General features: G+C 55.8%; 11 protein-coding genes and 1 other RNA gene. 3 read left to right on the forward strand and 9 right to left on the reverse strand.

Annotation, left to right across the window (positions count from 1 at the left end):
* Positions 1–5: 5 nt before the first annotated feature.
* The 6 genes from ssrA to smpB all read right to left on the reverse strand — a co-directional run bounded on the left by ssrA (position 6) and on the right by smpB (position 18,291).
* Positions 6–369: a transfer-messenger RNA gene (gene ssrA, locus VSR74_RS13745) on the reverse strand.
* A 78-nt stretch (positions 370–447) separates the two neighbouring features.
* On the reverse strand, positions 448–1,611 hold the full coding sequence (locus VSR74_RS13750) for an HlyD family efflux transporter periplasmic adaptor subunit (protein ID WP_347795257.1): 1,164 nt from the start codon (positions 1,609–1,611) through the stop codon (positions 448–450).
* Positions 1,612–1,618: 7 nt separating this feature from the next.
* Entirely contained in the window at positions 1,619–3,802 is a 2,184-nt protein-coding gene (locus tag VSR74_RS13755) for a type I secretion system permease/ATPase (protein WP_347795211.1), read from the reverse strand.
* A complete protein-coding gene (locus VSR74_RS13760) occupies positions 3,799–5,205 on the reverse strand; it encodes a TolC family outer membrane protein (protein WP_347795212.1) in 1,407 nt (468 codons plus the stop codon). The genes VSR74_RS13755 and VSR74_RS13760 overlap by 4 nt, the downstream gene beginning before the upstream one ends.
* A 77-nt stretch (positions 5,206–5,282) precedes the next feature.
* Positions 5,283–16,979, reverse strand: a complete 11,697-nt coding sequence (locus VSR74_RS13765) for a BapA/Bap/LapF family large adhesin (RefSeq protein ID WP_347795213.1) — start codon at positions 16,977–16,979, stop codon at positions 5,283–5,285.
* 829 nt (positions 16,980–17,808) lie between these two features.
* Positions 17,809–18,291 carry an SsrA-binding protein SmpB gene (gene smpB / locus VSR74_RS13770; RefSeq protein ID WP_347795214.1) on the reverse strand — a complete coding sequence of 161 codons (483 nt, stop codon included), beginning with the start codon at positions 18,289–18,291 and terminating at the stop codon, positions 17,809–17,811.
* Positions 18,292–18,442: 151 nt separating this feature from the next.
* On the opposite strand from smpB, the gene VSR74_RS13775 reads away from it, so the two are divergent.
* Both VSR74_RS13775 and VSR74_RS13780 read left to right on the forward strand, forming a co-directional pair.
* Positions 18,443–18,880, forward strand: a complete 438-nt coding sequence (locus tag VSR74_RS13775; protein ID WP_347795215.1) for a type II toxin-antitoxin system RatA family toxin — start codon at positions 18,443–18,445, stop codon at positions 18,878–18,880.
* Positions 18,870–19,163 carry an RnfH family protein gene (locus VSR74_RS13780; RefSeq protein ID WP_347795216.1) on the forward strand — a complete coding sequence of 98 codons (294 nt, stop codon included), beginning with the start codon at positions 18,870–18,872 and terminating at the stop codon, positions 19,161–19,163. Before VSR74_RS13775 ends, VSR74_RS13780 begins: the two co-directional genes overlap by 11 nt.
* Before the next feature lie 48 nt (positions 19,164–19,211).
* Here VSR74_RS13780 and bamE read toward each other — a convergent pair whose 3' ends face one another.
* The 3 genes from bamE to nadK all read right to left on the reverse strand — a co-directional run bounded on the left by bamE (position 19,212) and on the right by nadK (position 22,328).
* Positions 19,212–19,553 carry an outer membrane protein assembly factor BamE gene (gene bamE / locus VSR74_RS13785; RefSeq protein ID WP_347795217.1) on the reverse strand — a complete coding sequence of 114 codons (342 nt, stop codon included), beginning with the start codon at positions 19,551–19,553 and terminating at the stop codon, positions 19,212–19,214.
* Positions 19,554–19,702: 149 nt separating this feature from the next.
* Positions 19,703–21,364: a DNA repair protein RecN gene (gene recN, locus VSR74_RS13790; protein WP_347795218.1), complete on the reverse strand. Its 1,662-nt coding sequence runs from the start codon at positions 21,362–21,364 to the stop codon at positions 19,703–19,705.
* Positions 21,365–21,449: 85 nt separating this feature from the next.
* Positions 21,450–22,328: an NAD(+) kinase gene (gene nadK / locus VSR74_RS13795; protein WP_113857594.1), complete on the reverse strand. Its 879-nt coding sequence runs from the start codon at positions 22,326–22,328 to the stop codon at positions 21,450–21,452.
* A 122-nt stretch (positions 22,329–22,450) separates the two neighbouring features.
* Here nadK and grpE point away from each other — a divergent pair, with 122 nt between their 5' ends.
* Complete coding sequence (gene grpE / locus VSR74_RS13800) at positions 22,451–23,044, forward strand: nucleotide exchange factor GrpE (protein WP_347795219.1); 594 nt, start codon at positions 22,451–22,453, stop codon at positions 23,042–23,044.
* Positions 23,045–23,167: the final 123 nt, after the last annotated feature.

A 23,167-nucleotide genomic window follows, 5' to 3' on the forward strand; every position in this document is an offset into this window, starting at 1 on the left:
AAAAGTGGTGGAGCTGGCGGGAGTTGAACCCGCGTCCGAAATTCCTACATCCTCGGTACTACATGCTTAGTCAGTCTTTACATTCGCCTGGCACCTGCGGACAGACACGCCACTACCAGACTAGCCTGATTAGTTTTAACGCTTCAACCCCAGGCAGGGCTTCCACGCGATCTCTTTTGGATTTGACCTCTCTTTGATCCCCGTCTTAAGAGCGGAAGCTAGGGAGAGAGGGCTCAGAGCAGGTTATTAAGCTGCTAAAGCGTAGTTTTCGTCGTTTGCGACTATTTTTTTGCGGCTTTTTACGAGGCAAACCGCCCCTCGGCATGCACCTTGGGTTTCGCAAATCCCGTCGAATCCAGAATCAGCCCCAATAGTGTTAAAACAAGTATAACAGAGTTGCCACACGCTCTGCCACCCTTCAATGCCCACAAGCCGTCAGGCGTTCATTTATCGTTCACGTAGCGCCTCTTTCGCCCGGTTAAAGGGTTTGATCAGGTAGTCAACGATAGTTTTTTCACCGGTTTTGATATCCACGGTGGCGATCATTCCCGGAACGATGGAGAAATGATGCCCGGCTTTGTTTACCAGGTAATCCTGGTGGGTGCGGATGAAAACACGGTAGTAGAAAATCTCCGGCTTGGCTTTGTCCTGGATGGTGTCCGGGGAGATGGTCTCCACTTCGCCTTCCAGCCCGCCGTAAATGGCATAGTCATAGGCGGTTATCTTCACCAGCGCACGCTGGCCGGGGTGGATGAATGCAATGTCGCGCGGGGAGAGTCGCGCTTCAATCAGCAGGCGGTCATCTATCGGGACTATCTCCATCAGGTCGCCGTTGGGCGGGATCACGCCGTTCAGGGTAGTGACCTGGATATTTTTGACAATCCCGCGCACCGGTGAGCGGATGGTCAGGCGGGTGACTGAGTCTTCACGCCCTTTGATGATAGCCAGCAGCATGTCCACTTCCGCGTTGGCTTTGGAGAGCGCTTCGCGCGCCTGCACGTAGTACTGCGAGCGTAAGTCCGTTAGTTTCAGGCTGAGGTCGCTGCGCTGGCGTTGCAGGCGCAGCACTTCTACGTGGCTTGCGGCGCCGCTCTTTTCCAGGCGCTGGGTGATCGCCAGTTCTTTATTCACCGACACCATCGCGTCTTTGATCTCCGCTTCGGAATCCGCCAGTTGTGCGCGGCGCGAGCGGTAGAGACGGGTTTCGCTGGCGAGAAGGTCAGGCCAGGCTTTCAGTGAGTCGGGGAAGGTGAGAGGAAGATCATTGACCTCGGCATTCAGTCGGGCACTGGAGGCCAGCGACGCACGGTAGCGGGCGGCGCTTTCACCAACGTTGGACTCGGAGCGCGTCGGATCCATGCGGGCGACGACTTGTCCGGCCTGCACTTTATCACCTTCGCGCACCATGAGCTCTGCCAGAATACCGCCGTCCAGCGACTGCAAAACCTGTTCGCGTGAGCTTGGAACCACTTTTCCGGTACCGGTCGAGACTTCATCAAGCGTGCCAAACCACGCCCATACGCCAAGCAGCACAAATAAAAGAGTGCTGATCATAATAATACGACTGGCTCCGGAGAACTCCCGCTCGTGGCTGATGTCCGGGTCATCCATTAATACATCATGCTGACTGGTTTTCATTTTTCCACTCCCGTCCGGTGGTCGGTGTGCCGATGCGGTTGCCGCCCAGCGCCTGCGATTTCGGGGCGTCCATCACCACTTGCCCATCTTTCAGCACCACTACGCGATCTACCAGTTCGAGAACCGGCACACGATGGGTGGCGACAATCAATGTGCGGTTGCCCAGCCACTGATTTAGCCGCTGAATGAACTCGCGTTCGGTGTGGTCGTCGAGGGAGGCGGTGGGTTCGTCCAGCAGAACGATGTTGGGCGAGCGCAGCAGCATGCGCGCCAACAGAATGGATTGTCGCTGCCCGCCGGAAAGCCCCGCGCCGCCTTCCATAATCGGGTGGTCGAGCCCTTTTGCCATTTGGCGGACAAAACCTGCCGCGCCGCACACTTCCAGGGTGGCGAAAATCTCGTCATCGCTGGCGCGTGGGGCGCCAAGGGTCAGGTTTTCGCGCAGGGTACCGAAGAAAAGTCGGGCGTTCTGGCTGAGCATGCCAACGTTGCGACGTAAATCGGCCATATCAATTTGCACAATACTCAGGGAGTCGAGGCGCGCTTCGCCGCTAATCAGCTCCACGCCGCCTGCCATCGCCTGAAGTAACGTGGACTTACCCGCGCCATTGCGCCCGAGCAGGGCGATGCGCTCGCCCTGCTGGATTTCGAGACGGGCGATTTTCAGCGGCACGTTCTGATCGTCGTTGTGATAGCGAAACTGCGCGTTTTCAAACAGATAGTGGCCGTGGAAAATATCGCGATGCACCACGCTGTCGTCACGCTGAGTTTCGGTTGGGAGCTGCATAATGCTGTCGAGTCCCGATTTCGCTGCCTTCACCTGCTGCCAGCGCGCCAGAACGCCACACAGGTTAGCCATCGGCGCGATCATCCGCGAAGCCAGCATGGATGCAGCAACCACCGCGCCGGTAGTCATCTCGCCTTCAATGACCTTCGGCGCGCCAAACAGGATCACCGCGCTATAGACCAGGCTTTGCACGGTGATCCCCCAGCTTATCAGCCCCTGGGAGATCTGCCTGGTGCGCAGGCCGGACTCGGCGGTAATGCGTATATAGCTGTTCCACTGCTGCAGAAAGCGGTTCTCCGCCTGCATCAGTTTGATGTCTTCCAGCCCCTGTACGCTCTCCACCAGCACCGCATTGCGCAGGGTGGATTCATGCGCCGCCTGGTTGGCCAGCACTGCCAGTTTCTTTTGCAGCAGAATGCCGGGGAGCACCATCATGACGGCGGCGACGGGCGCAATCCACGCCAGTTGCGGCGAGATGATCGCCAGTACGATCACGAACAGGAAAAAGAAGGGGAGATCGACGATCGTCGAGATCGTCGACGAGGTGATCATCTCGCGGATCTGTTCCAGCTCGCGAAGTTGCGAAATAAAGCTGCCGGTCGATCGCGGGATGGCGCTGTTACGCAGGCGCAGCGCGTGACTGAACACGCGGTCGGAGACGCGCATGTCGGCGCGTTTGCCGAGCACATCCATAATATGCCCACGCGCGACGCGTAGCAGGAAACCAAAGATTACCGACAGCAACACGCCAAAGGCCAGTACGTAGAGAGTCGGGTAAGACTGCGCGGGGATCACCCGGTCATACACCTGCATGGAAAAGACAATCCCGCCGAGCGAAAGCACGTTTACCAGCAATGCGGCAAACATCACCGGGCCGTAAGGGCGCAGATCCTGCATGACCAGCGATTTCAGCCAGTCGGGGCTGAAGCGGGAAATGTAGCTGTCGACGCGGCTGTCACGCAGTGCGGAAAGTGGGCGCAGAGCCGCAAGGTAGTCAATTTTACCGAGCAGTTCTTCCATTGGCAGACGGTTGATCTGCGACGAATCATCAACAAAACGCACCTCGACAATGTTCTCACCATCGAAGCGTTCGACAATCGCCAGTTCACCATTATTCAGCGCCGCCACTACCGGCAAACGCCAGCTATTCAGGGTTTGATTGTTGGCTTCCAGCAGGCGAAACGACAGGCCGCCCTGACGTGAAAGCTGGGTTAGCGCGGGTAGCAGGCTTTTATCGCGAAACCACGGCGCATTAGCCTGAATGGTGCCGGGCGAGCAGGCGATACGGTAGTGGTTGGCGATATGGCTGATGGCTTGTGCCCAGCGTTGTAGCGTCTGTTCAGTTAAAAAGGTGTCGGCGCTCTCTGCATTATTCATGGCTGGATCTCCACTGACTGGATGCTGCGATTTTCCAGGCTGAACGCGTTGCGCAGGCGTCCGGTGTTATAGAGGCAATTCAGCTCAAGCTGATGCAGTTGGTTAAGGGTTTGCAGTTCAGAAAAGCGCGCCTGAAATACCTCCTGCTCGGCGTTCAGTACGTCCAGCAGCGGGCGGGAACCCAGTTCAAGATATTGTTGCTGGTAGAGCTCGCGAGTGCGGGCGCTGTACTCTTGTTGTCGCCGTTGTACCAGCAGCGAGTTCACCAGATTGAGCGCTTCGCTTTGGGATTCCAGCAGGCGTTGCCGCACTTCCAGCCGCACGCGCTGGATGGTGGATTGCGCCGCGCTCAGGGCGTAGTTAGCGGCGTTGCGTCGGGCGGTGAGCCCGCCGCCCTGATAGATAGGCATTTCGACTTTCACCCACGCCGAGTACTGTGTGCGATCGAGCGCTTCATGGCTGGGATATTTGTCGTTCAGATAGTGCTGAACCTGCGGTTCCAGCGAGATGGTCGGGGTCATCTGCGCGTTAGCATAGTCGAGATTGGCCTGTGCGACATTTGACTGCGCCCACGCGGCCAGCACCGATGGCACCAGCCGGTCGTCCGGTTGGGCGATATTACAGCTTTGCGCCAGTTTATCGGGAAAGTCGTTGCTGATGCCATTGAGGGTGTTCCAGCCGAGCCAGCTCATCAGCGTCGCCTGGGCGCTGTCGCGGGTCGCCTGGTACTGAATCAGTTGTGCTCGCGCGGCTTCAATGCGCGCTTCCGTTTGCACCGTGTCCGACTGGGATGACGCCCCTTCATCGCTACGCTGGCGAATCAGCCCGCCGATGTGGTTGAGGGCGGTGAGTTGCTCCTGCGCCACCTCCACCATTTGCTGCCAGGTTTGCACCTGCACCATGGCGACGGCGGTGCTGTGCCCGACGTTATCGATGCTGATGAGTACGTTGGCCTGTTCCTGCGCCACGCCTGCGCTTTCCGCTCGCACCTGGCTTGCCACTTTGCCGAAGTCATAAAGCATCTGCGACAACGAAACAACCAGCGACGGGCTAAAGCCGTGGTCGACATAGTTATTGGCATAGCCGTTGTTCATACCGGCGCTGATTTGCGGATAATATTTCGATTTGGCGACATCGACCTGTTCATTCTGGGCAAGCAGTTTCCCTACGGCTTCCTGGATTGAAGGATGCCAGCTTACGGCGCGATTGACGGCATTATTCAGCGTCAGGACGCCTGGTGCGGCGGGGTCGAGTGGTAAATCAACTTTGCCGGATAACGCCGGTAGTTCCTGCTGTTCATGCAAAGTTTTTGAAGAGATAAACCGTGGCGTCTCTTCGGCGAGGAGGGAGGCTGAACAGAGGCTACTCGCCAGCCCCCATGCGATCAGTGTTAACTTTCCCATTTTCGATCCCTTTTAAAATAGCGCAGGTGTATTTGTTATTACCCCGGGCGTCTTTGCGCCCGGGGTTTTGTTAACTATCAGGTCACAATATGGTTCTGTTCGATCAGGTCATTCAGTGTGGTTTGTACGTTCTCCAGGGTAATGAGCGTGGTTGAACTATGGGTAGTGCCGGTGCCGTCACGGTCAATGGAGATCACCGTGTTACCGCCGTTGGTTGTTACGCTCAGGTAGTTACCGAGTGACGATTGCTGACCATTCCAGCCCACCAGCAGGTCGCCGATATCAATTTTGTCGCCCTGAGCGAGTGAGAAGTTATCCCAGCGATCGCTACCGTTGCCTCCTCTGTTATCGGCACTGTTCAGCAGGTCATAAATTAATGTGTCACCGTAGGCTGAACCGTGGATCACATCCGACTGCGACGTGCTGGTGAACTGCGGGTTCATGTTGATGGTCAGGGTCGCAGTATCCATGTGACCTTTTTGATCGTTCAGCGTGTAAGTGAAGGTCTCCTTCGTGGTGATATCGCCCGGATGCAGGCCCGCTTTCAGGGTGTAGGTATACGAGCCGTCAATGGCGATGCGCAGCGAGCCGTAGGTGCCCTGAACCGTGGCCGCAGCGTTGCTGTCCAGCGTTGGGTTGAGCGTCTGGCTGCCGCCGCTGCCGCTTACGGTCAGCACGGTTTGCGCAGAAGCAAGCTGATCCACTGCCCCGGCGGAGTCGTTTCCGTTATAGATGTTGCCATTAACCGTGTGGGCGCTGTTGTTGATCAGGAAGTTATCGAGATCATACGCTGTGCCGTTGATTGTCGGCGTGACCGTTACCGAGCTCAGCAGCGCAGCGGAACTGAGATGCGCGTTAAAGTTCAGCGTATAGTGCCCGGCGTCCAGCTCCAGCCCGCCAAGGGTCAGCGTTCTGGAGTTGGTCAATGTGTACTGCCCCTGGGCGATAGGCGTACCCTGATAGATAAGGGTTGAGCCTTCGTAAATTGACCAGCTATTGATGCTCAGATTGAGGTTAGTCAACTGCGAGATAGCAAAGGTCACTGACAGGCTCTTCAGCGCGGTGCCTTCCGCAACATCAAACGTGGCGCTGCTCGATGCGTCGGTGGTGCGCGCGGCGATGGTGGCGGAGCCTGCGCTAATCGTCGGTGAAGCCGCGAAGACCTGCGCGGTGTTTAGTACCATCGCGCTGCTGGTGTCATTCACCGCATCGACTGGTTTTGCGGTTGGCTGTATGTTCAGCGAGGCGGTGCTGGTATCGCCATTGGCGGCTCTTACCGTATAAACGAAACTGTCCGGTGTTTTGATGCTGTCCGCGCCAAGGCCGGATTTCAGGGTGTAGGTGTAATTCCCCTGCGCATCAATGGTCAGTGTGCCGTACAGGCCGTTAATGGTGGTGGGGCCACTGGCCGAAACCGCAACGCCATTGACTTCGGTAACCTGGCCGTTTGCCGCACCCGCGTCGTTATCCAGCACATCGCCCGTGGTGCTGGCGGTCGAACTTTTCACGCTGTACGTATGATCGCCATTGATCTTCAGCGTATAACCCGTCGCGACGTTAATGCCTTCCACCGCATTTAACGTCACCAGGTATTTGCCTTCTGGCAGCGTTACCACGTAGTCCTCATCGGTCACGCCTCCCAGTAATGGCGCTTCCAGCCAGTCCTCCACATGGCGGAACTGTTCATACTTTTGAGTTTCCGGGTTATAGCGATAAATATACAGGTCGAACACGGAGAGCAGCGCAACACCCCCCACGCTTGCGCCAATCGATAATGTCCGCGTTGTTCCCCCTTCGACGGTGTAAATAATCGGGTTTTCTATTTTATTCAGCAGGGCGACATCCACCACTGTGCCCAGGTTGACTTCTGCCAGGCTAAAGCTGGATTGCGAGCGGGTGCCGTTATCTACCGCGGTGACGGTGGTATCAAACTGAAGCGATGCGGAATCATCGGCGGCAGTAATGGAACTCGGCGGTACGGTGGCACCCAGTGTGATAACCAGGTTTGCAGAAGAGCTGTTCGATCCCTGCGTAATGGTATAGACGAAGCTTTCAGAACGCCCGACCACCGAAACGCTGTTGTTGGTCAGTGTATAGGTGTAGCTGCCGTCCTGATTGATATGCAGCGTGCCGTACTTACCGGCGATATCGGCTCCGCCTGCACCCACGACGGTGGTCACGTTACTGGCATTCGTGATTGACGTCACCTGTGTGCCAGCCGGCGCGACATCACCACCGTTGTTGGGATCGACATCGGTGATGACGTTGCCGTTTTCGGTCGCGCCAGCCGTCACCGTCCCCGCGCTGGTTTTCACCAGGGCAACATCAAGGCTCGTGTACGAGCCGACCGCCAGCAGACTGGTGTTGAAGCTCAGTACCCGATACTGGCCGCCATCCAGGTTATCCAGCGTCATACGCACGCCGGATGCGCCAATGGTTAACAGGTTGGCAAACTGTGGCAGAGAGGTGTCATAAAGCGTGACCCAGGCCTGAAGGTCGGTGTCATATTTCTGCACCGCAATTTCCAGTGAGTTCAGCAGTGAAAGCACCGCCCCGGTCGCTGCGGCTTCAATGACTGCCGTACCGCTACCGCCGGCATCTACGGAGAACAGGACTTGCGCCGTATCGTCACCCAGCGCCGACGCCACGTTACCCAGTGCGCCAACCAGCAGGAAACCGTAGTCGCTGTGCTCTTCGCTGGTGACGGTGGCACTGGTTTGTAGCTCAAGATTAACGACGTTATCGCTGGCGGCGACAGGGAGTACTGGCGCGGTCGCCAGCCCCTGTTGCGAACTGTTGCCTGCGGCGTCGGTCGCGATAGCCGATACCTGTTCGCCATTGATTAAGCGCGTTGGCAGGCTCAGAGCCCAGTTGCCGTTCGCATCGGTTGTTGCAGTCAGCGGTGTAGCCTGACCGGGAACCGTGACGCTAACGGTGCTGTTGGCTTCCGCTGTGCCGCTAACCGTGAAGCCATCGGCGCTGATAGTTGCCGTTGGCGTACCTGGCGCGACGGTATCCACCGTGATGTTGATAGCCGTAGATGGGCTACTGACACCGTTCGGGTTGGTTGCCGTGGCGGTGATGGCATGCAGCCCCTCCGTAAGCGGCGTGGTGGGCGTGAAACTCCATGCGCCGCTGCTATTTGCGACGACGGTGCCCAGCAGCGTACCGTTGTTGTAGATAGTCACCGTTGACAGCGCCTGTGCGGTGCCGCTGATGGCCGGGCGATTATCGTTGGTGCTCTGGTTATTGCCTATGTTCCCCTGAAGGGTGCCGACATCATCAAAAATCGTGGTGATGATCGGCGTGGTTGGCAAGCCGGTAAACGGCGCGGTGACGTTGCCTGGCTGACCGACGTTACCCGCGACGTCGGTTGCGTATGCCTGAAGCGTTTGACCGCTGGTCTGGGCAGGCGAGATCGTGGCGGTAAAGTTGCCGAGGCCATCGGCAACGCCAGTGCCCAGTACCGTCCCCGTTGAACTCAGAATGGTTACGGTACTACCCGCTTCCGCATGGCCAGTAACCTGATTGCCAGTGCTGTTTACCACCAGGTCAGTTGGTGCCGGAGGCGGCGTGAGATCCACATTCACCGTGGTAACTGCCGAAGCGGAACCGGTGTTGCCTGCCGCGTCGGTCGCTCTGGCGGTGAAGGTGTGTGATCCCTCGGTTAATGCTGGAGTGGTCATGCTCCAGTTGCCTGCGCCATCGGCCTGGGTGGTGCCCACCGCTACGCCATTATCATAGAGAGTAATGGTCGCGTTGGCCTCTGCGGTACCGCTCAGCGTCGGGGTGGTGTCATCGGTAGGCTGGCCTATGCCGAGCGTCCCGGTTACGCTGCCCTGGTTATCTGTCACCGTGGTGATTATCGGCGCGTTCGGCGCGGTGGTGTCGACCATGACATTCCATGGTGCCGATGCGCTCCCTGTGTTACCCGCCGGGTCAGTTGCCGTTGCGGTCAGGTTGTGCGAGCCCGTAGTCAGATCCCGTGGCGGCGTGAAGCTCCAGGTACCGCCGCTTTCAACAATAGTGGAGCCAAGCAATGTGCCGTTGTCATAAACGGTAATGGTTGCGCCTGCTTCACCCGTTCCGCTAAGCGTCGGCCGGGTATCGTCAGTTACCTGGCCGCTGATCAGGGAGCCTTTAATTGTGCCTGCATCATCTGCGGCAGCCGTAATCACCGGGGCGTTCGGCGGGGTGAGATCGACGGTCAGGACGAAGTTACCCGATACCGCGCCGGTGTTGCCTGCGCTATCCGTTGCGGTGGCGGTGAGGGTGTGACTCCCCGGCGTCAGTGCGGTCGATGGTGTAAAGCTCCAGCTATTGTCGCTGCCGACCAGAGCAGTACCAATGACGTTACCGTTATCGCGGATGGTTATCGTCGCCCCTGCTTCCCCGGTGCCGCTCAGGGTAGGGGTGGTGTCATCAGTGGACTGATTGTTCAACAGCGGCGACTGAACGGGGCCAACGTTGTCCGCGGCCTGAATAATCACTGGCGCGGCTGGCGGTGTGGTGTCGACAATCAACGTAAAGGCAGGGGATGTTGCCCCGATATTGCCCGCCAGATCAGTGGCGACCGTGGTGAAGGCGTGGCTGCCATTGCCTAACGGCGTTTGCGGCGTAAAGAACCAGTTACCGTTTTCATCGGCGACGGCAGTGCCAATTTGTACTCCATTGTCCAGCACAGCAACCGTTGCGAAAGCATCCGTCGTACCGTTCAGCGTCGGCGTGTTGTCGTCGGTAGTATTGCCGCTCAGCAGCGGATTGGTAATGCTTCCAACGTTGTCTGTTGCGTTAACGATGGTCGGCGCGGCAGGCCCGGTGGTATCCACCACGATATTGAGTGCCGGAGATGGGGCACTGACGTTGCCGGCGCCGTCGGTGGCGGTGACGGTCAACTGATGGTCGCCATCCGCGAGGTCGCTGGTGGGGGTAAATGTCCAGTTACCGGTAGCATCCGCCTTGACGCTGCCAATGGGGTTACCGTTATCGAGGATCTGGACTGTGGCATTGGGTTCAACAGTGCCGCTCAGAACAGGACGGTTTTCATTGGTTTGTTGACCTTCAGTGATGGCACCGGTATTTGGCTCCACGCTGTCCAGCGCGGTGATGGCGGATGGCGCGTTTGGCGCAGCCGTATCGACCACGACAGTAAAGGGAGCCGTTGCAGTGCTGGTGTTACCCGCGGCGTCTGTGGTCGTCAACGTTATGGCGTGTGGGCCCTCAGCGAGCGGGGCGTCTGGCGTCCAGCTCCAGTTACCTGAACCCGGAACCAGTACGGTGTCAACTTCATTGCCATTATCGAAAATGGTTACTGTAGAACCCGGTTCTGCAGTGCCGCTAAAGGTTGGCTGAGTATCGTTGGTGGCCTGATTGTTGATCAGCGCGCCAGTTACCGGCTCTTCGCCATCGGTGACGCCCGTCAATACCGGGCGGTTTGGCGCGACGGTATCGACAACCAGTACGAATGGCGCGCTCGGCGCACTGGTGTTGCCCGCACCGTTGGTAGCGGTCAGCGTCAGGCTATGGCTACCTTCACCCAGCGGCGTGGTTGGGGTGAAACTCCAGCTACCGTTTACGGCCGTTGTACGGCCAATCTCAACGTTATTATCGTAAATAATAATGGTGGAGCCAGACGCAGCCGTTCCGCTCAGAGCCGGTTGCGTGTCGTCGGTGCGGTCATTGTTGTTGAGCGTCCCCGTGACGTCGCCAATGTTATCCACCACGGCGTCCAGCGTCGGCGCTGTTGGTGTAGTGGTATCAATGGTGACGGTCCAGGTGTTGGACTCCGCGGCGGCATTCCCCGCAGCATCGACGGCGACGGCGGTAAAGGCGTAGTTACCAGGTTGCAGGGCGGTGCCCGGCGTGAACACCCAGTTACCCTGGGCGTTAACGGTGGCAGAGCCAATCAGTGTTTCACCGTTGTAAATGTCGACGCGAGCGCTACCTGTTGCCGTACCGCGCAGCGTAGGCTGTGTATCATCCGTTGAGCCGCCGCTCAGTACCGGGCCGGTGACGGCACCAACATCGTCGGTGACGCTGGCGATAGTGGCGACGGCAGGTGGGGTGACGTCAACCGTGATGGTGATGACGGTTGATTGCGCACTGGTTTCGCCGCCAATTTCAGCGCGGGCGGAGATCGTATGTGTACCTTCGCTCAGTGTCGGATTAGGGGTAAAGGTCCATGCGCCATTCTCGTCCGTATCAATAGGGCCAAATTCTTGTGTATCAATCTTAACGTACACCACGGAACCCACGCCTGCGGTGCCGGTAATAACGGGCGCAGTATCATCGGTGCTGTCGCCGCTATCAAGTGAGCCTTGTTGCGGGCCAACGTTATCTTCAATGTTGATGATGATAGGTACCGACGGCTCTGTAGGTGGCACGACGCTAACCTGTGCCGGCTCGCTGAGGTTTCCGGCCCGATCCTGGGCGTTGACGCTAATCAGGCTGCCTTGCGCCGGAAGTGGGCTGAGAGTCGTCTCGAAGTAACCCAGCCCCGTCGCGGTTGTTCTACCAATTTCAGTGCCACTCTGGTTGTAGATGATAACGGTGCTATTCGCCTCAGCCTGCCCGGTAATGCTGCTGCCATCGTCGCCAAGCTGAATGTTGGTGGGCGCATCCGGCGCATCGGTGTCCACGCGCAGGGTGATGCCATCGGACGTCGGGCCTTCGTTGCCAAGATCGTCGATGGCCTGGAAAGTGATGACATTATCACCGTCGGCGAGCGGGCTGGTTGCGTCCGGGGTAAAGCTCCAGTTACCACCAGCATCGACATCTACACGGCCAATCTCCGCGCCGTTGGCGAAAATAATCACCATGCCATTTGCTTCGGCGGTGCCGGTGAAGGTAGGGCGATTGTCGTCCGTCAGGCCGCCACCTTTTAACTCGTTGTTAATACTGCCAACATCATCGGTAATGCTGTCGATTACCGGCAGATCCGGGCCGGTCGTATCCACCGTCAGGATGAAGTTACCGCCTGGCTGGGTGGTGTTACCCGCAGAGTCCGTTGCGGTTAGCGTAATCGTATGTGGCCCATCGGTGAGCGCTGTCGGTGGGATAAAGCTCCAGTCGCCGTTGGCATCGGACGTAGTGGTGCCCACCGCCACGCCGTCCACCAGAATAGTAATCAGCGTATTGCCATCGGCGGTGCCGGTCAGCAGCGGCGTGGAATCTACGGTGCGATCGCCGCTATCTATCGGAACCGTGGTGGGGTTGGTATTATCTTCCACGCTGACCAGCTCAGGATCTGCAGGCGCGGAGAGATCGACCCGGATTTCAAACTCATCTGACGGTTCGCTGACGTTACCTGCCGGATCGGTCGCCGTAACGTGCAGTTGGTAGGTTCCCTCTGTTAACGCGTTATTCGGTGTCAGGCTCCAGCGGCCATCTTCGCCCACAATCGTTGTGCCCAGCACCGTGTTGCCATTGTAGAGGGTGATGGTATCGCCTTCGTTGCCGGTGCCGCTAACCGTGGGCAGGGGATCGTTGGTTTCGTCGCCAGAGGCCAGTGGGCCGGTGTTTTCATCAACGTTGTCCGTGACTTCGCCAATCGCCGGTTTGACTGGCGCGTCCACATCGATGTTGATGGTGAACGGCGGAGAGGCCGGGCTGACGTTACCGGCGGCGTTGGTTGAGGTGACGGTGAAGATATGTTCCCCGCCTTCCAGCGCCGTTTCAGGGGTAAAGTCCCAGATACCGTCTTCTACCGTAGCGGTGCCAATCTCTTCGCCATTGTCGTAGATGGTGATTGTCGCCCCTTCAGGCCCGGTGCCGTTCAGCGTCGGCTGGGTGTCGTCGGTCACCTGATTATTGGCCAGGTTGCCCTTATACAGGCCGACATCATCGGCAATGGAAGTAATGGCCGGGGCGACGGAGGCGCTGGTATCGACCGTTAAGGTAAACGGTGTTTCCACCCCAACGTTGCCTGCGCCATCGACGGTAACAAAGCGCAGATCATGCTCACCTTCTGCCAGCGCGAGGGTTGGCGTCAGAGACCATTCACCGTTACTGCCAACCGTTGCCGTGCCGAGCAGCGTCTGCCCATCATAGATTTTGACCTGCGTGTTAGGTTCCGCTGTACCGGAGAAGGTTGGACGGCGGTCATCGGTGGTGTCACCGCTGTTCAGTTCGCCCTGATAGGCGCCAACATCATCGGTGACCAGGATAATGCTCGGCGCATCCGGTGCTTCGGTATCGACGGTGAAGGTGAATGGCGTGTCGTTTGCAATCGTATTCCCGGCGGCATTTTCTGCGCTCAGGGTCAGGTTATGCGGGCCTTCTCCCAGTGGCTCGGTCAGTTGTAAAGTCCAGGTGCCGTTGGTGTCCACAAGGGCGGTACCCAGCAGATTATCGCCTTCGAAAACAGAGATCGTCGAGCCGACCGCCCCCGTCCCGTTAATCTGCGGCAAATCATCGTTGGTGGACTGCCCGTTGTTCACAAAGCCAGTGCTCGGGTCTTGATCGTCCGTCAGGTGCGTGATAACCGGCAGAGTCGGCACGGCAGTATCAACAATGATGTTGAAGGAGCCCGATTTGTCGCTGGTATTGCCGCTTTCATCGGTGGACGTCAGGGTGAACGTATGGCTACCGGGGCTCAGGTCACTCTCTGGCGTGAAGGCCCACACGCCCCGATCGTTAGCCACGGCTTCGCCAATTTTGACACCATTGTCGTAGATGCTGATTGTCGCGTTTGCTTCCGTTTCGCCGTTGAAGGTCGGACGCGGATCGTTCGTGGTTTTCCCGCTGGTGAGCGCGCCTTCGCCTTCCGGCACATCATCAATGACATCACCGAAGACCGGAATCGATGGGGGAGTGATATCCGGCGCATTGACCGTCGCGCCATCGCTGTTGTTCCCGGCGTTATCGGTGGCGATTGCCGTCAACTGCTCGCCATTTTTTTGCGGCGTGGTCAGAACCACTTCGAATTTGCCATCGTCGCCCGCGGTGGCGTTGCCCAGCGGGTTGCCTCCTGCGTCGGTAATGGCGACGGTGCTGCCGGGCTCTGCCGTACCGGTCACTTTTGTGCCGTCCTCGGATACCAGCAAGTTATCAGGTGCATCCGGCGCAATCAGATCGGGCGCCTGAATGCCGCTCGGCTGGCTGATATTCCCGGCGCTGTCGGTGGCGGTGACGGAAAGAATCTGGTTATTATCCTGCGCTGGCGTCAGCGTGATGCTGAAATTGCCATCGCCATCTGCGGTATCTGAACCGAGAATATTACCGTTCGCATCTTTGATCGTGACGGTACTGTTGGCTTCAGCACTGCCGGTTACTGTGCTGCCATCCTCAGAAATGATTAAACCTGTTGGCGCATCAGGGGCCAGCAAATCGACGGTGAAGGTTTGTTCCTGCGACTCACCGCTTACGTTGCCCGCGCTGTCTGTTGCGGTGGCCGTTACGGTGTAGTTGCCGTTCACCAGCGGCTGGGCGATAGTCAGGCTCCAGTTCCCCTGCGGGTCTGCTGTGACGGTACCAATTTCGGTACGCACGCCGTTGAGCGTCGCCCAAAGCGTGACCGTGCTGCCTGCTTCCGCCTGGCCACGAAGGGTTGGGGTGGCATCGTTTGTAATACCGCCGTTGGCGACGTTGACATCACTGCCGCCTGCATTTCCCGTGACCGAGACGAATGACGGAGCGTCAGGCGCAGTAATATCAACCCGAATGGTGAAACCTGGGGATTTATCGCTGGTGTTGCCCGACGCGTCCGTCGCCGTGGTCTGAATATTCCAGGTGCCCTCGGTAAGTGGCGTGGTAGGGGTGAAAGACCAGTTACCTGATTCATCCGCTTCAACCGTGCCAATCACGGCGTTGTTGCCATAGATGGTGATTACGCTGTTGGGTTCGCCGCTGCCGTTGATGGTCGGGGTGGTATCATCCGTTGATTTACCGTTTACGATATTGCCGGTAATGGTCGGTTCATTATCCAGCACCCCGGTGATAGTGGGGATATTGGGGGCGATTTTATCTGGCGAGAGCGCAGTTGCCGGGTCACTGACGTTCCCTGCTTTGTCTGCCGCCGTGGCGGTAAGCTGTTCACCGGTAATTTGCGCCGGGGAGAGGGGGATCGTAAAACTGCCATTACTTCCGGTGATCCCCGTGCCGATAATCGTGCCATCGGCATCTTTAATCACGACCGTGCTGCCTGCTTCAGCCTTACCGGAGATGGATGCACCATCTTCAGCGGTGACCAATTCAGAAGGCGCTGCGGGTTTTAATGTATCGACCACAAAGCTGAAACCGGTAATGGAGCTGTCAGGCGTGGCGGCCCCGGTGGCGATAATCGAGTGCGCGCCATCCTGCAGCGGCGTGGTGGGCGTAAAGCTCCATGTGCCGTTGCTGCCAACCACGACTTCGCCAATCTTCACGCCATTATCAAACAGATTTATGGTGCTTCCGGCCTCACCACGGCCACTAAACGTTGGGCGGCTATCGTCAGTGTTTTGATCAGAGGTCAATGTCCCCGTGATCGAACCTACGTCATCCACCACGCGGCTGAGGAGGTTAAGAGGCTCTTCAGTTGGGTTGGGCGCGACAATATTGGCCGGAGCGCTTTGGTTGCCAGCGGCGTCGGTTGCGGTAACGGAGAGCCTTTCGCCATCCGTTTGTGGCGATGTCAGGGTTATCGTGAAGTTTCCGTTGGCATCGGCTTTCCCTGTGCCGATCAGGTTCCCTTCGTTATCTGTCACTTTTACCGTACTACCCGCCTCTGCTTTCCCGGTCAGAGTGGTGCCTTCTTCGTTGATGTTCAGCCCTGAAGGTGCGGAAGGGGCGGTGGTATCGTGCGCAGTAACGCTGGAGGTTGGGCTGGTATTCCCGGCGGGATCTTTAGCTTCAGCCGTCAGATGCTCACCGTTAGTTTGTGGTGTGTTCAGTTCGACGGTAAATTTCCCGTCGCTTCCCGCCGTGCCTGTCCCGATGACATTGCCGTTAGGGTCACGAATCGTAACGGTGCTGCCAGGTTCAGCGTTGCCGGTGACGCTCTTACCATCGTTGGATACCGCGAGATCCGTTGGCGCATCAGGGGCGGTGGTATCCGGGGCGGTGATCGGTGTGGATGGCCCGGTATTATTGGACGGATCTTTCGCTTCTACCGTCAGGTGCTCGCCATTTAACTGGGGTTTATCGAGGCCAACGGTAAACTTACCGTCATTACCCGTTTTGCCCGTGCCAATAACATTGCCATCAGGATCGCGGATGATAATCGTGCTACCGGGTTCTGCGTTACCGGTGATTGTTTTACCGTCCGGGGAGATAGCCAGATTAGTCGGCGCACCCGGTGGTGTGGTATCAACGGTGGGATTGGGCGTTCCTGGAGTGGTCACTCCATCGTCATCGTTGTGATGGCTTCCGCCGCCGTTGCTGTTAGAGGCCGCGATACCAATCCCTGCGGCAACTGCCGCCCCGCCTAACAACCACGGCCAGATGGCGCCGCCTTCGTGCCCACCTTCCGCGGTAATCAGCAGTTCATCGATGCTGTTGAGTTGCTGGAAGTGGAATGCGCCATCCGTATCCTGAACCCACCAGAGGGCACCGTTTTCTTCTTCGAGAACCAGTTCACTGTGCCCGAGATCCGATGTGACGTAAAAATTTTTCACCGTAACGGTTTCACCATTTTTCAGGGTGATAACCAGATCCTGGTTAGTACGCTGCATCGAAGCGACATCGTCACGATCGACCTTAATTTTGACAATCGAAGGAGCAGTTAACGTCACGCTGTTAGTTTCAGTCGTAGTGGCGACAGTACTCATTTTTGAGATAATCGATACAGAACGCATGGTGTCACTCCATCCGAGTTGAACAGGTTGATCGCAATGGCGATATTCGGTTATTCGACAGCCCTGGATTTTCGTGTCGTCATATTTCTTGCGATTTTTCCTTTCACTAAAAATGCGGGCAAAGCGCTAGCGTCCACACCAGGAATAGTGGTTAGGAATATTCTTAAAATATGATTTGGCGAAGAATTAATTAATTACTTTATGAAATTTAATATCCTGCTTTTAATCGCCTTAAAGGCGGTGATCTACTGTTTTTGATATAGCCAGATATAAGACAAATCGCAAACAGACAGAAAATGAAAAGCTTGCTAACTATCGGTAATACCAGCATTTTGTGGGGGATTAATAACTCTTATATTCGTGTGGTCTTTTGAGTGGGTGCCCAGAGTTACATTTTTTAACACCATGAAATTGTATGAGTTTAATTACTGATACAAGAGGCGTAGGCTGAATTGATTTTAGTTAAGTCATGAAAGTTACGTGCAAAAAAGGTTGTGGTAAGGCGGCTTTAGGAAATGTCTGAATTATTTTTATGAGCGTTTTTTATTAATTTTGGAATGTAATTGAGATACTGGAAATATGATATATCCGTGATCTGAGGCTTAATTAATAACGAGAGAAAATTAATTTTATTCAGTCAGTTCGATAAAGTGATAAAAATATATTCTTTCGTAAAAACAATGAGGAAGAAGTAGGAGGATTGGTGTCAGAGAATATATTCTCAAAAGAACGGTGTGATTGTCTTTATCTTTCATGGGGGTAGAACAGGCAGGGGATTTGGAACAATCACCCGTACTCATTTGCAGAGGACGGGTGTGAACCAGGGGATTTAGCGTCCGGCATTCTTCATGATACGAGCTTTATCCAGTTTCCATTCGCGATCTTTGACGTCATTACGCTTGTCGTGGTGCTGCTTGCCTTTTGCCACGCCAATTTTGACTTTGCACCAGGCATTTTTCCAGTACAGCGAAAGGGCGACTACTGTGTAACCATCACGATTGATCTTACCAATGAGGGTATCCAGTTCACGCTGATTTAGTAACAGCTTACGAGTGCGTGTCGGGTCGCAGACGTAGTGAGAAGAGGCGACCGTCAGCGGCGTGAAGTTTGCACCGAAGAGATACGCTTCGCCATCTTTGAGGATCACGTAGCTGTCGCCAATATTGGCTTTACCGGCGCGCAGGGATTTAACCTCCCAGCCTTGCAGTGAGAGACCCGCTTCGTACTCATCTTCAATAAAGTAATCGTGGCGGGCGCGTTTGTTCAGCGCAATGGTGGCCGATCCAGGTTTGTGTGCTTTTTTCTTAGTCATAGTATCCTGAAGTCATCGCTAATTTCATACACATCTGCCTCAAGCTCCCGCGAGGCGCAATGCGCTATCTTAGCACGAGTTGCCGCTGAACGTTTTTTTTAACCGTAGATAAATGATACTATTTAGCCCGTGTTCGAACATGGAAATTGCTATGCCTCAGATTAGCCGTACTGCGCTTGTGCCCTACAGCGCGGAGCAGATGTATACCCTTGTCAACGATGTTAATGCTTACCCAGATTTTTTACCGGGCTGCACGGGAAGTCGCGTGATTGAGTCGGGGCCGACGCAAATGACGGCAGCGGTCGATGTGTCGAAGGCGGGTATCAGCAAGACGTTCACGACGCGTAATGTCTTAACCAGCAACCAGAGCATTTTGATGCATCTGGTCGATGGCCCGTTTAAAAAATTGATTGGCGGCTGGAAATTTATCCCATTGAGTCAGGATGCCTGCAAAATCGAGTTTCAGCTCGACTTTGAATTTACCAATAAGCTGATTGAAATGGCGTTTGGCCGCATCTTTAAAGAGTTAGCGCTGAATATGGTGCAGGCGTTTACGATGCGCGCCAGAGAGGTTTACAGTGCCGGGTAAGATTGTGGTTGAGGTGGCTTATGCGCTGCCGCAAAAACAGTATTTGCAACGCGTGACGCTGGAAGAGGGCGCAACCGTCGAGCAGGCCATTCTGGCAAGCGGCATTCTGGCGCTGCGCGATGATATCGATCTTGCGAAAAATAAAGTCGGTATCTACAGCCGCCCGGTGAAATTGCAGGATGTGGTGCAGGATGGCGACCGGGTCGAAATTTATCGCCCGTTGATTGCCGACCCGAAAGAGTTGCGTCGTCAACGAGCGGAAAAATCTGCGGGGAAATCCTGATTTTCCAATAAAAAAGCGCTCAATGAGCGCTTTTTTTTATCGCTGAACTTACTCGCCGGTAAGCGCAGGTTTGTTATCAATGTTTGTCAGTACACCGCTGCTGTTGAAGGTCAGCGTCAGCGTCTGCTGAGTCACTTTTTCATGACCTGGCTGCTGGCGGAATACGTAGAACCAGGTGTTGGTGCCGAACGGATCGGACATCATCGGGGTACCTAATGCATAAGCGACCTGTTGTTGGGTCATGCCGACGCGGATTTTTGAAATATCGTTAGGTGCCAGATAGTTTCCCTGATTGATGTCAGGACGGTAAACCACTCGCTCCAGAGTGGAACAGCCTGCGGTCAACATCAGAAGAACCGCTGCGGCAGCAGTCAGCGTTTTACAGCGCATAGTGATTTCATTCCTTTTCGGGCCCGAGCAGTACGCGGCTCATATGTAATATGCCGATGATAATAGACCTGACGTCAGTTTGAAACCTTTTGCTGCCAGGTCGAATGGCGTTTTTAATGTGAACTCAGACCCCTGAGAGAGAAAAAAGTTTACGCCGCCAGTAACTCTTTCGCGTTTGCCAGCGTATTTCGGGTGACTTCACTCCCCCCAAGCAGACGTGCCAGTTCCTGTAGCCGTGCACGTTTATCCAGCGGTTGCATGTGTGTTTCGGTCATTTCACCGTCAGTTTCTTTGCTGACATAGAAGTGGTGATGGCCGCAACCCGCGACCTGCGGCAGGTGGGTGACGCACATCACCTGCGTTGATTCGCCAAGCTGACGCAACAAGCGCCCGACAACGGCGGCGGTCGGGCCGCTGATCCCCACATCCACTTCATCGAAAATCAGCGCCGGGGTTTCCATTTTACGTGCGGTAATCACCTGAATGGCCAGAGCGATACGCGACAGTTCACCGCCAGATGCAACTTTCGCAATCGGCTGCAGCGGCTGCCCCGGGTTGGTGGTGACGCGAAACTCAATGCGATCCGCACCGTCTGCCGTGAGGTGCTGTTCTTCAAAGCTAACGTCGATAGTGAAGACGCCGTGGGGCATTGAGAGCGCATGCATGCTGTCGGTGATAAGCCCCGCCAGCTCTTGCGCGCTGTTCAGGCGCAGAGTATGAAGTTGACGGGCGCTTTCGAGCGCCAGTTCATGATGGCGAGCGACGGCGTGTTTCAGCGTTTCCAGAGAGTCGCTCTGATCGTCAAGCTGCTGTTGTTCATCAAGCAGTGACTGGTAGAAATCGGGCAGTGCTTCCGGCGCAATATGGTGCTTACGCGCCAGGGCGATTTGTCGCGATATACGCTGTTCCAGTTCGAACAAACGGTTCGGATCGAGATCCAGACGGTCGCAATAGTGGCGTAGTTCGTCGCTGGCTTCACTTAGCTGAATGGAGGCTTCTTCCAGCATATCGAGTACGCTGGCAAGTTTGTTGTCCATGCCGACCAGTTCTGTGGTGAGTTGTTTTGCGGTATAGAGCTGGCTTAACAGGTTGGCGTCTTCACCGTCGGCCAGTAGCGCCAGCGCGTGTTGGCTGGTGGAGAGCAATTGCCCGCTGTTGGCCAGACGCTTGTACTCTTCGTCTATTTGTTCGTATTCACCCGGCTGCGGGTTGAACTCGATCAGCTCTTTAAGCTGATAATGCAGCAGTTCGGCGCGTGCGGCGCGTTCCTGGCTTTGCTGCTGATGTTGCGCTAAATCGCGGCAGCTTTGATGCCACAGATGGTAATGCTCAGCCATCTGGCGGGTAAGGGGGGTTACGCCCGTATAGCCGTCGAGCAGGGTTTTCTGGTGTTCGGGTTTGACCAGTAATTGGTGTGCATGCTGGCCGTGGATCTGGATAAGTAACTGACCCAGTTCACGAAGCTGTGAGAGTGGTACGGCGGTGCCGTTGATAAAGCCGCGTGAGCGGCCGTCACTGTTGAGAACACGGCGCAGCAGGCATTCACGGCCATCGTCCAGTTGGTTTTCAACCAGCCAGCGTAGCGCGGCGGGGGTGTCTTTCAGCGCAAAGCGAGCGCAGAGGTCGGCACGAGTGGCGCCAGCGCGCACCATGTCGCCTTCTGCGCGCCCGCCCAGGCACAGGCCGAGGGCATCTATAGCAATAGATTTACCGGCCCCGGTTTCACCGGTGATGGCCGTCATGCCGCCGTTGAAGTCGATTTCAAGCTCACGAACGATTGCGAAATTGCTGATGGTCAGTTGTGCCAACATAGCTGCTTTCCTGTATGAAAAACCATAACTGTGTTTTCATACAGTATAAACTGGTTTTTTATACAGTAAAGTGATGTTGGTGAATTTAGAACAATTTTTTTGACCAGCCCAGTTTGGTGCTTAATGTATTGAAATAGCTGTAATCTTTCGGGTGAATGAGATTCAGGTGATAATCGCTTCGGCGAATCAATACATCTTCACCCTCCTGGATAGGGAGCGCGATTTGGCTATCGCAGCTTATCTCAAGGTCGTTGCGGCGGTGCGAGAAGCGCAAGCGAATGGTGCTGCTGCTGTTGATCACCAGCGGGCGCGCGGAAAGTGTGTGCGGGAACATGGGCACCAGCGTGATAGCATCCAGCGATGGCGTCAGAATCGGGCCGCCTGCTGAGAGTGAGTAGGCCGTAGAGCCGGTCGGCGTCGAGATAATCAGACCATCAGAGCGCTGTGAGAAGGCGAAAGTCTCATCAATGTAGACTTCAAACTCAATCATATGCGCCACTTTGCCTGGGTGCAGAACCACCTCGTTAATGGCGGTGCTGATGCGCTTCTGACAATCCTGCTGGCAAACCTGCGCTTCCAGCAGGAAGCGCTTCTCGGTGATGTAATTGCCTTCCAGCACGTCGGCTAGCTGTTGGTGTGCGTTGTCCGGGTCGAGGTCGGTCAGGAAGCCGAGATTTCCACGGTTGATACCGATCACTTTGATATCGTAGCGGGCAAGGGTGCGCGCGGCGCCCAGCATGTTGCCATCGCCACCCACAACAACCGCGAGGCAGGCCTTCTGGCCGATTTCCGCCAGGGTGCCGGTTTGCACGTTTTCCAGTTTCAGCTCTTTAGCAATCTGGCGTTCAACAATCACTTCGTAGCCTTTAGCGCTCAACCAGCGATAGAGCATTTCATGTGTGGTCAGCGCGGTCGGATGGCGTGGATGGCCTACGATACCGATACACTTGAAATGATTGTTCATTTTCTGATGGTCCTTGTGCCGAAGATTGATGACAATGTGAGAGCTTCCCTTGAAACGCGGAATCTTATCCCCATAATAATCCAGGTTAGCGAGATGATTGCGAAAAAAACGCGGAGAAATTCATGAGCAGTAAAGAACAGAAAACGCCTGAGGGGCAAGCCCCGGAAGAAATTATCATGGAACAGCACGATGACGTTGAAGCTGTAGAGTCTGACGCGTCTGCTGAGCAGGTGGATCCGCGCGATGAAAAAATTGCGAATCTGGAAGCCCAGTTAGCGGAATCTCAGACTCGTGAACGTGACGGTGTGTTGCGTATCAAAGCGGAAATGGAAAACCTGCGTCGTCGTACTGAACTCGACGTTGAGAAAGCGCACAAATTTGCGCTGGAGAAATTCGTCAACGAACTGTTGCCGGTGCTGGACAGCCTTGATCGTGCGCTGGAAGTGGCAAACAAAGACAACACCGACATGGTGGCGATGATCGAAGGTATCGAATTGACCCGTAAATCCATGCTGGATGTCGTCGGTAAATTCGGCGTTCAGGTTGTTGACGCGATCGACGTGCCGATGGATCCGAACGTACACCAGGCCATTGCCATGGTCGAATCTGATGAAATCGCGCCGGGCAATGTCCTGATGGTGATGCAGAAAGGTTATACGCTGAATGGTCGCACTATTCGCGCGGCGATGGTTTCTGTCGCCAAAGCGAAAGCGTGAACCTCAGCCATGACTTGATTTAAAAACCCTCCTCGTGAGGGTTTTTTGCTTTTACAGGCTTAGGCCTGATATTTGTCGCCTGCTGTTGTCGTTTTATACTGCCTCTTCACAGACTCACATGAA

It is taken from the genome of Pseudocitrobacter cyperus (genome assembly GCF_039889165.1).
GTDB classification, from domain to species: Bacteria; Pseudomonadota; Gammaproteobacteria; order Enterobacterales; family Enterobacteriaceae; genus Pseudocitrobacter; species Pseudocitrobacter cyperus.

What these genes read in the sequence shown, in the direction of transcription:
- bamE (WP_347795217.1), bottom strand. Translation starts at nt 19,553, where the DNA reads ATGCGCTGTAAAACGCTGACTGCTGCCGCAGCGGTTCTTCTGATGTTG.
- nadK (WP_113857594.1), bottom strand. Translation starts at nt 22,328, where the DNA reads ATGAACAATCATTTCAAGTGTATCGGTATCGTAGGCCATCCACGCCAT.
- smpB (WP_347795214.1), bottom strand. Translation starts at nt 18,291, where the DNA reads ATGACTAAGAAAAAAGCACACAAACCTGGATCGGCCACCATTGCGCTG.
- grpE (WP_347795219.1), top strand. Translation starts at nt 22,451, where the DNA reads ATGAGCAGTAAAGAACAGAAAACGCCTGAGGGGCAAGCCCCGGAAGAA.
- VSR74_RS13775 (WP_347795215.1), top strand. Translation starts at nt 18,443, where the DNA reads ATGCCTCAGATTAGCCGTACTGCGCTTGTGCCCTACAGCGCGGAGCAG.
- recN (WP_347795218.1), bottom strand. Translation starts at nt 21,364, where the DNA reads ATGTTGGCACAACTGACCATCAGCAATTTCGCAATCGTTCGTGAGCTT.
- VSR74_RS13755 (WP_347795211.1), bottom strand. Translation starts at nt 3,802, where the DNA reads ATGAATAATGCAGAGAGCGCCGACACCTTTTTAACTGAACAGACGCTA.
- VSR74_RS13760 (WP_347795212.1), bottom strand. Translation starts at nt 5,205, where the DNA reads ATGGGAAAGTTAACACTGATCGCATGGGGGCTGGCGAGTAGCCTCTGT.
- VSR74_RS13750 (WP_347795257.1), bottom strand. Translation starts at nt 1,611, where the DNA reads ATGGATGACCCGGACATCAGCCACGAGCGGGAGTTCTCCGGAGCCAGT.
- VSR74_RS13765 (WP_347795213.1), bottom strand. Translation starts at nt 16,979, where the DNA reads ATGCGTTCTGTATCGATTATCTCAAAAATGAGTACTGTCGCCACTACG.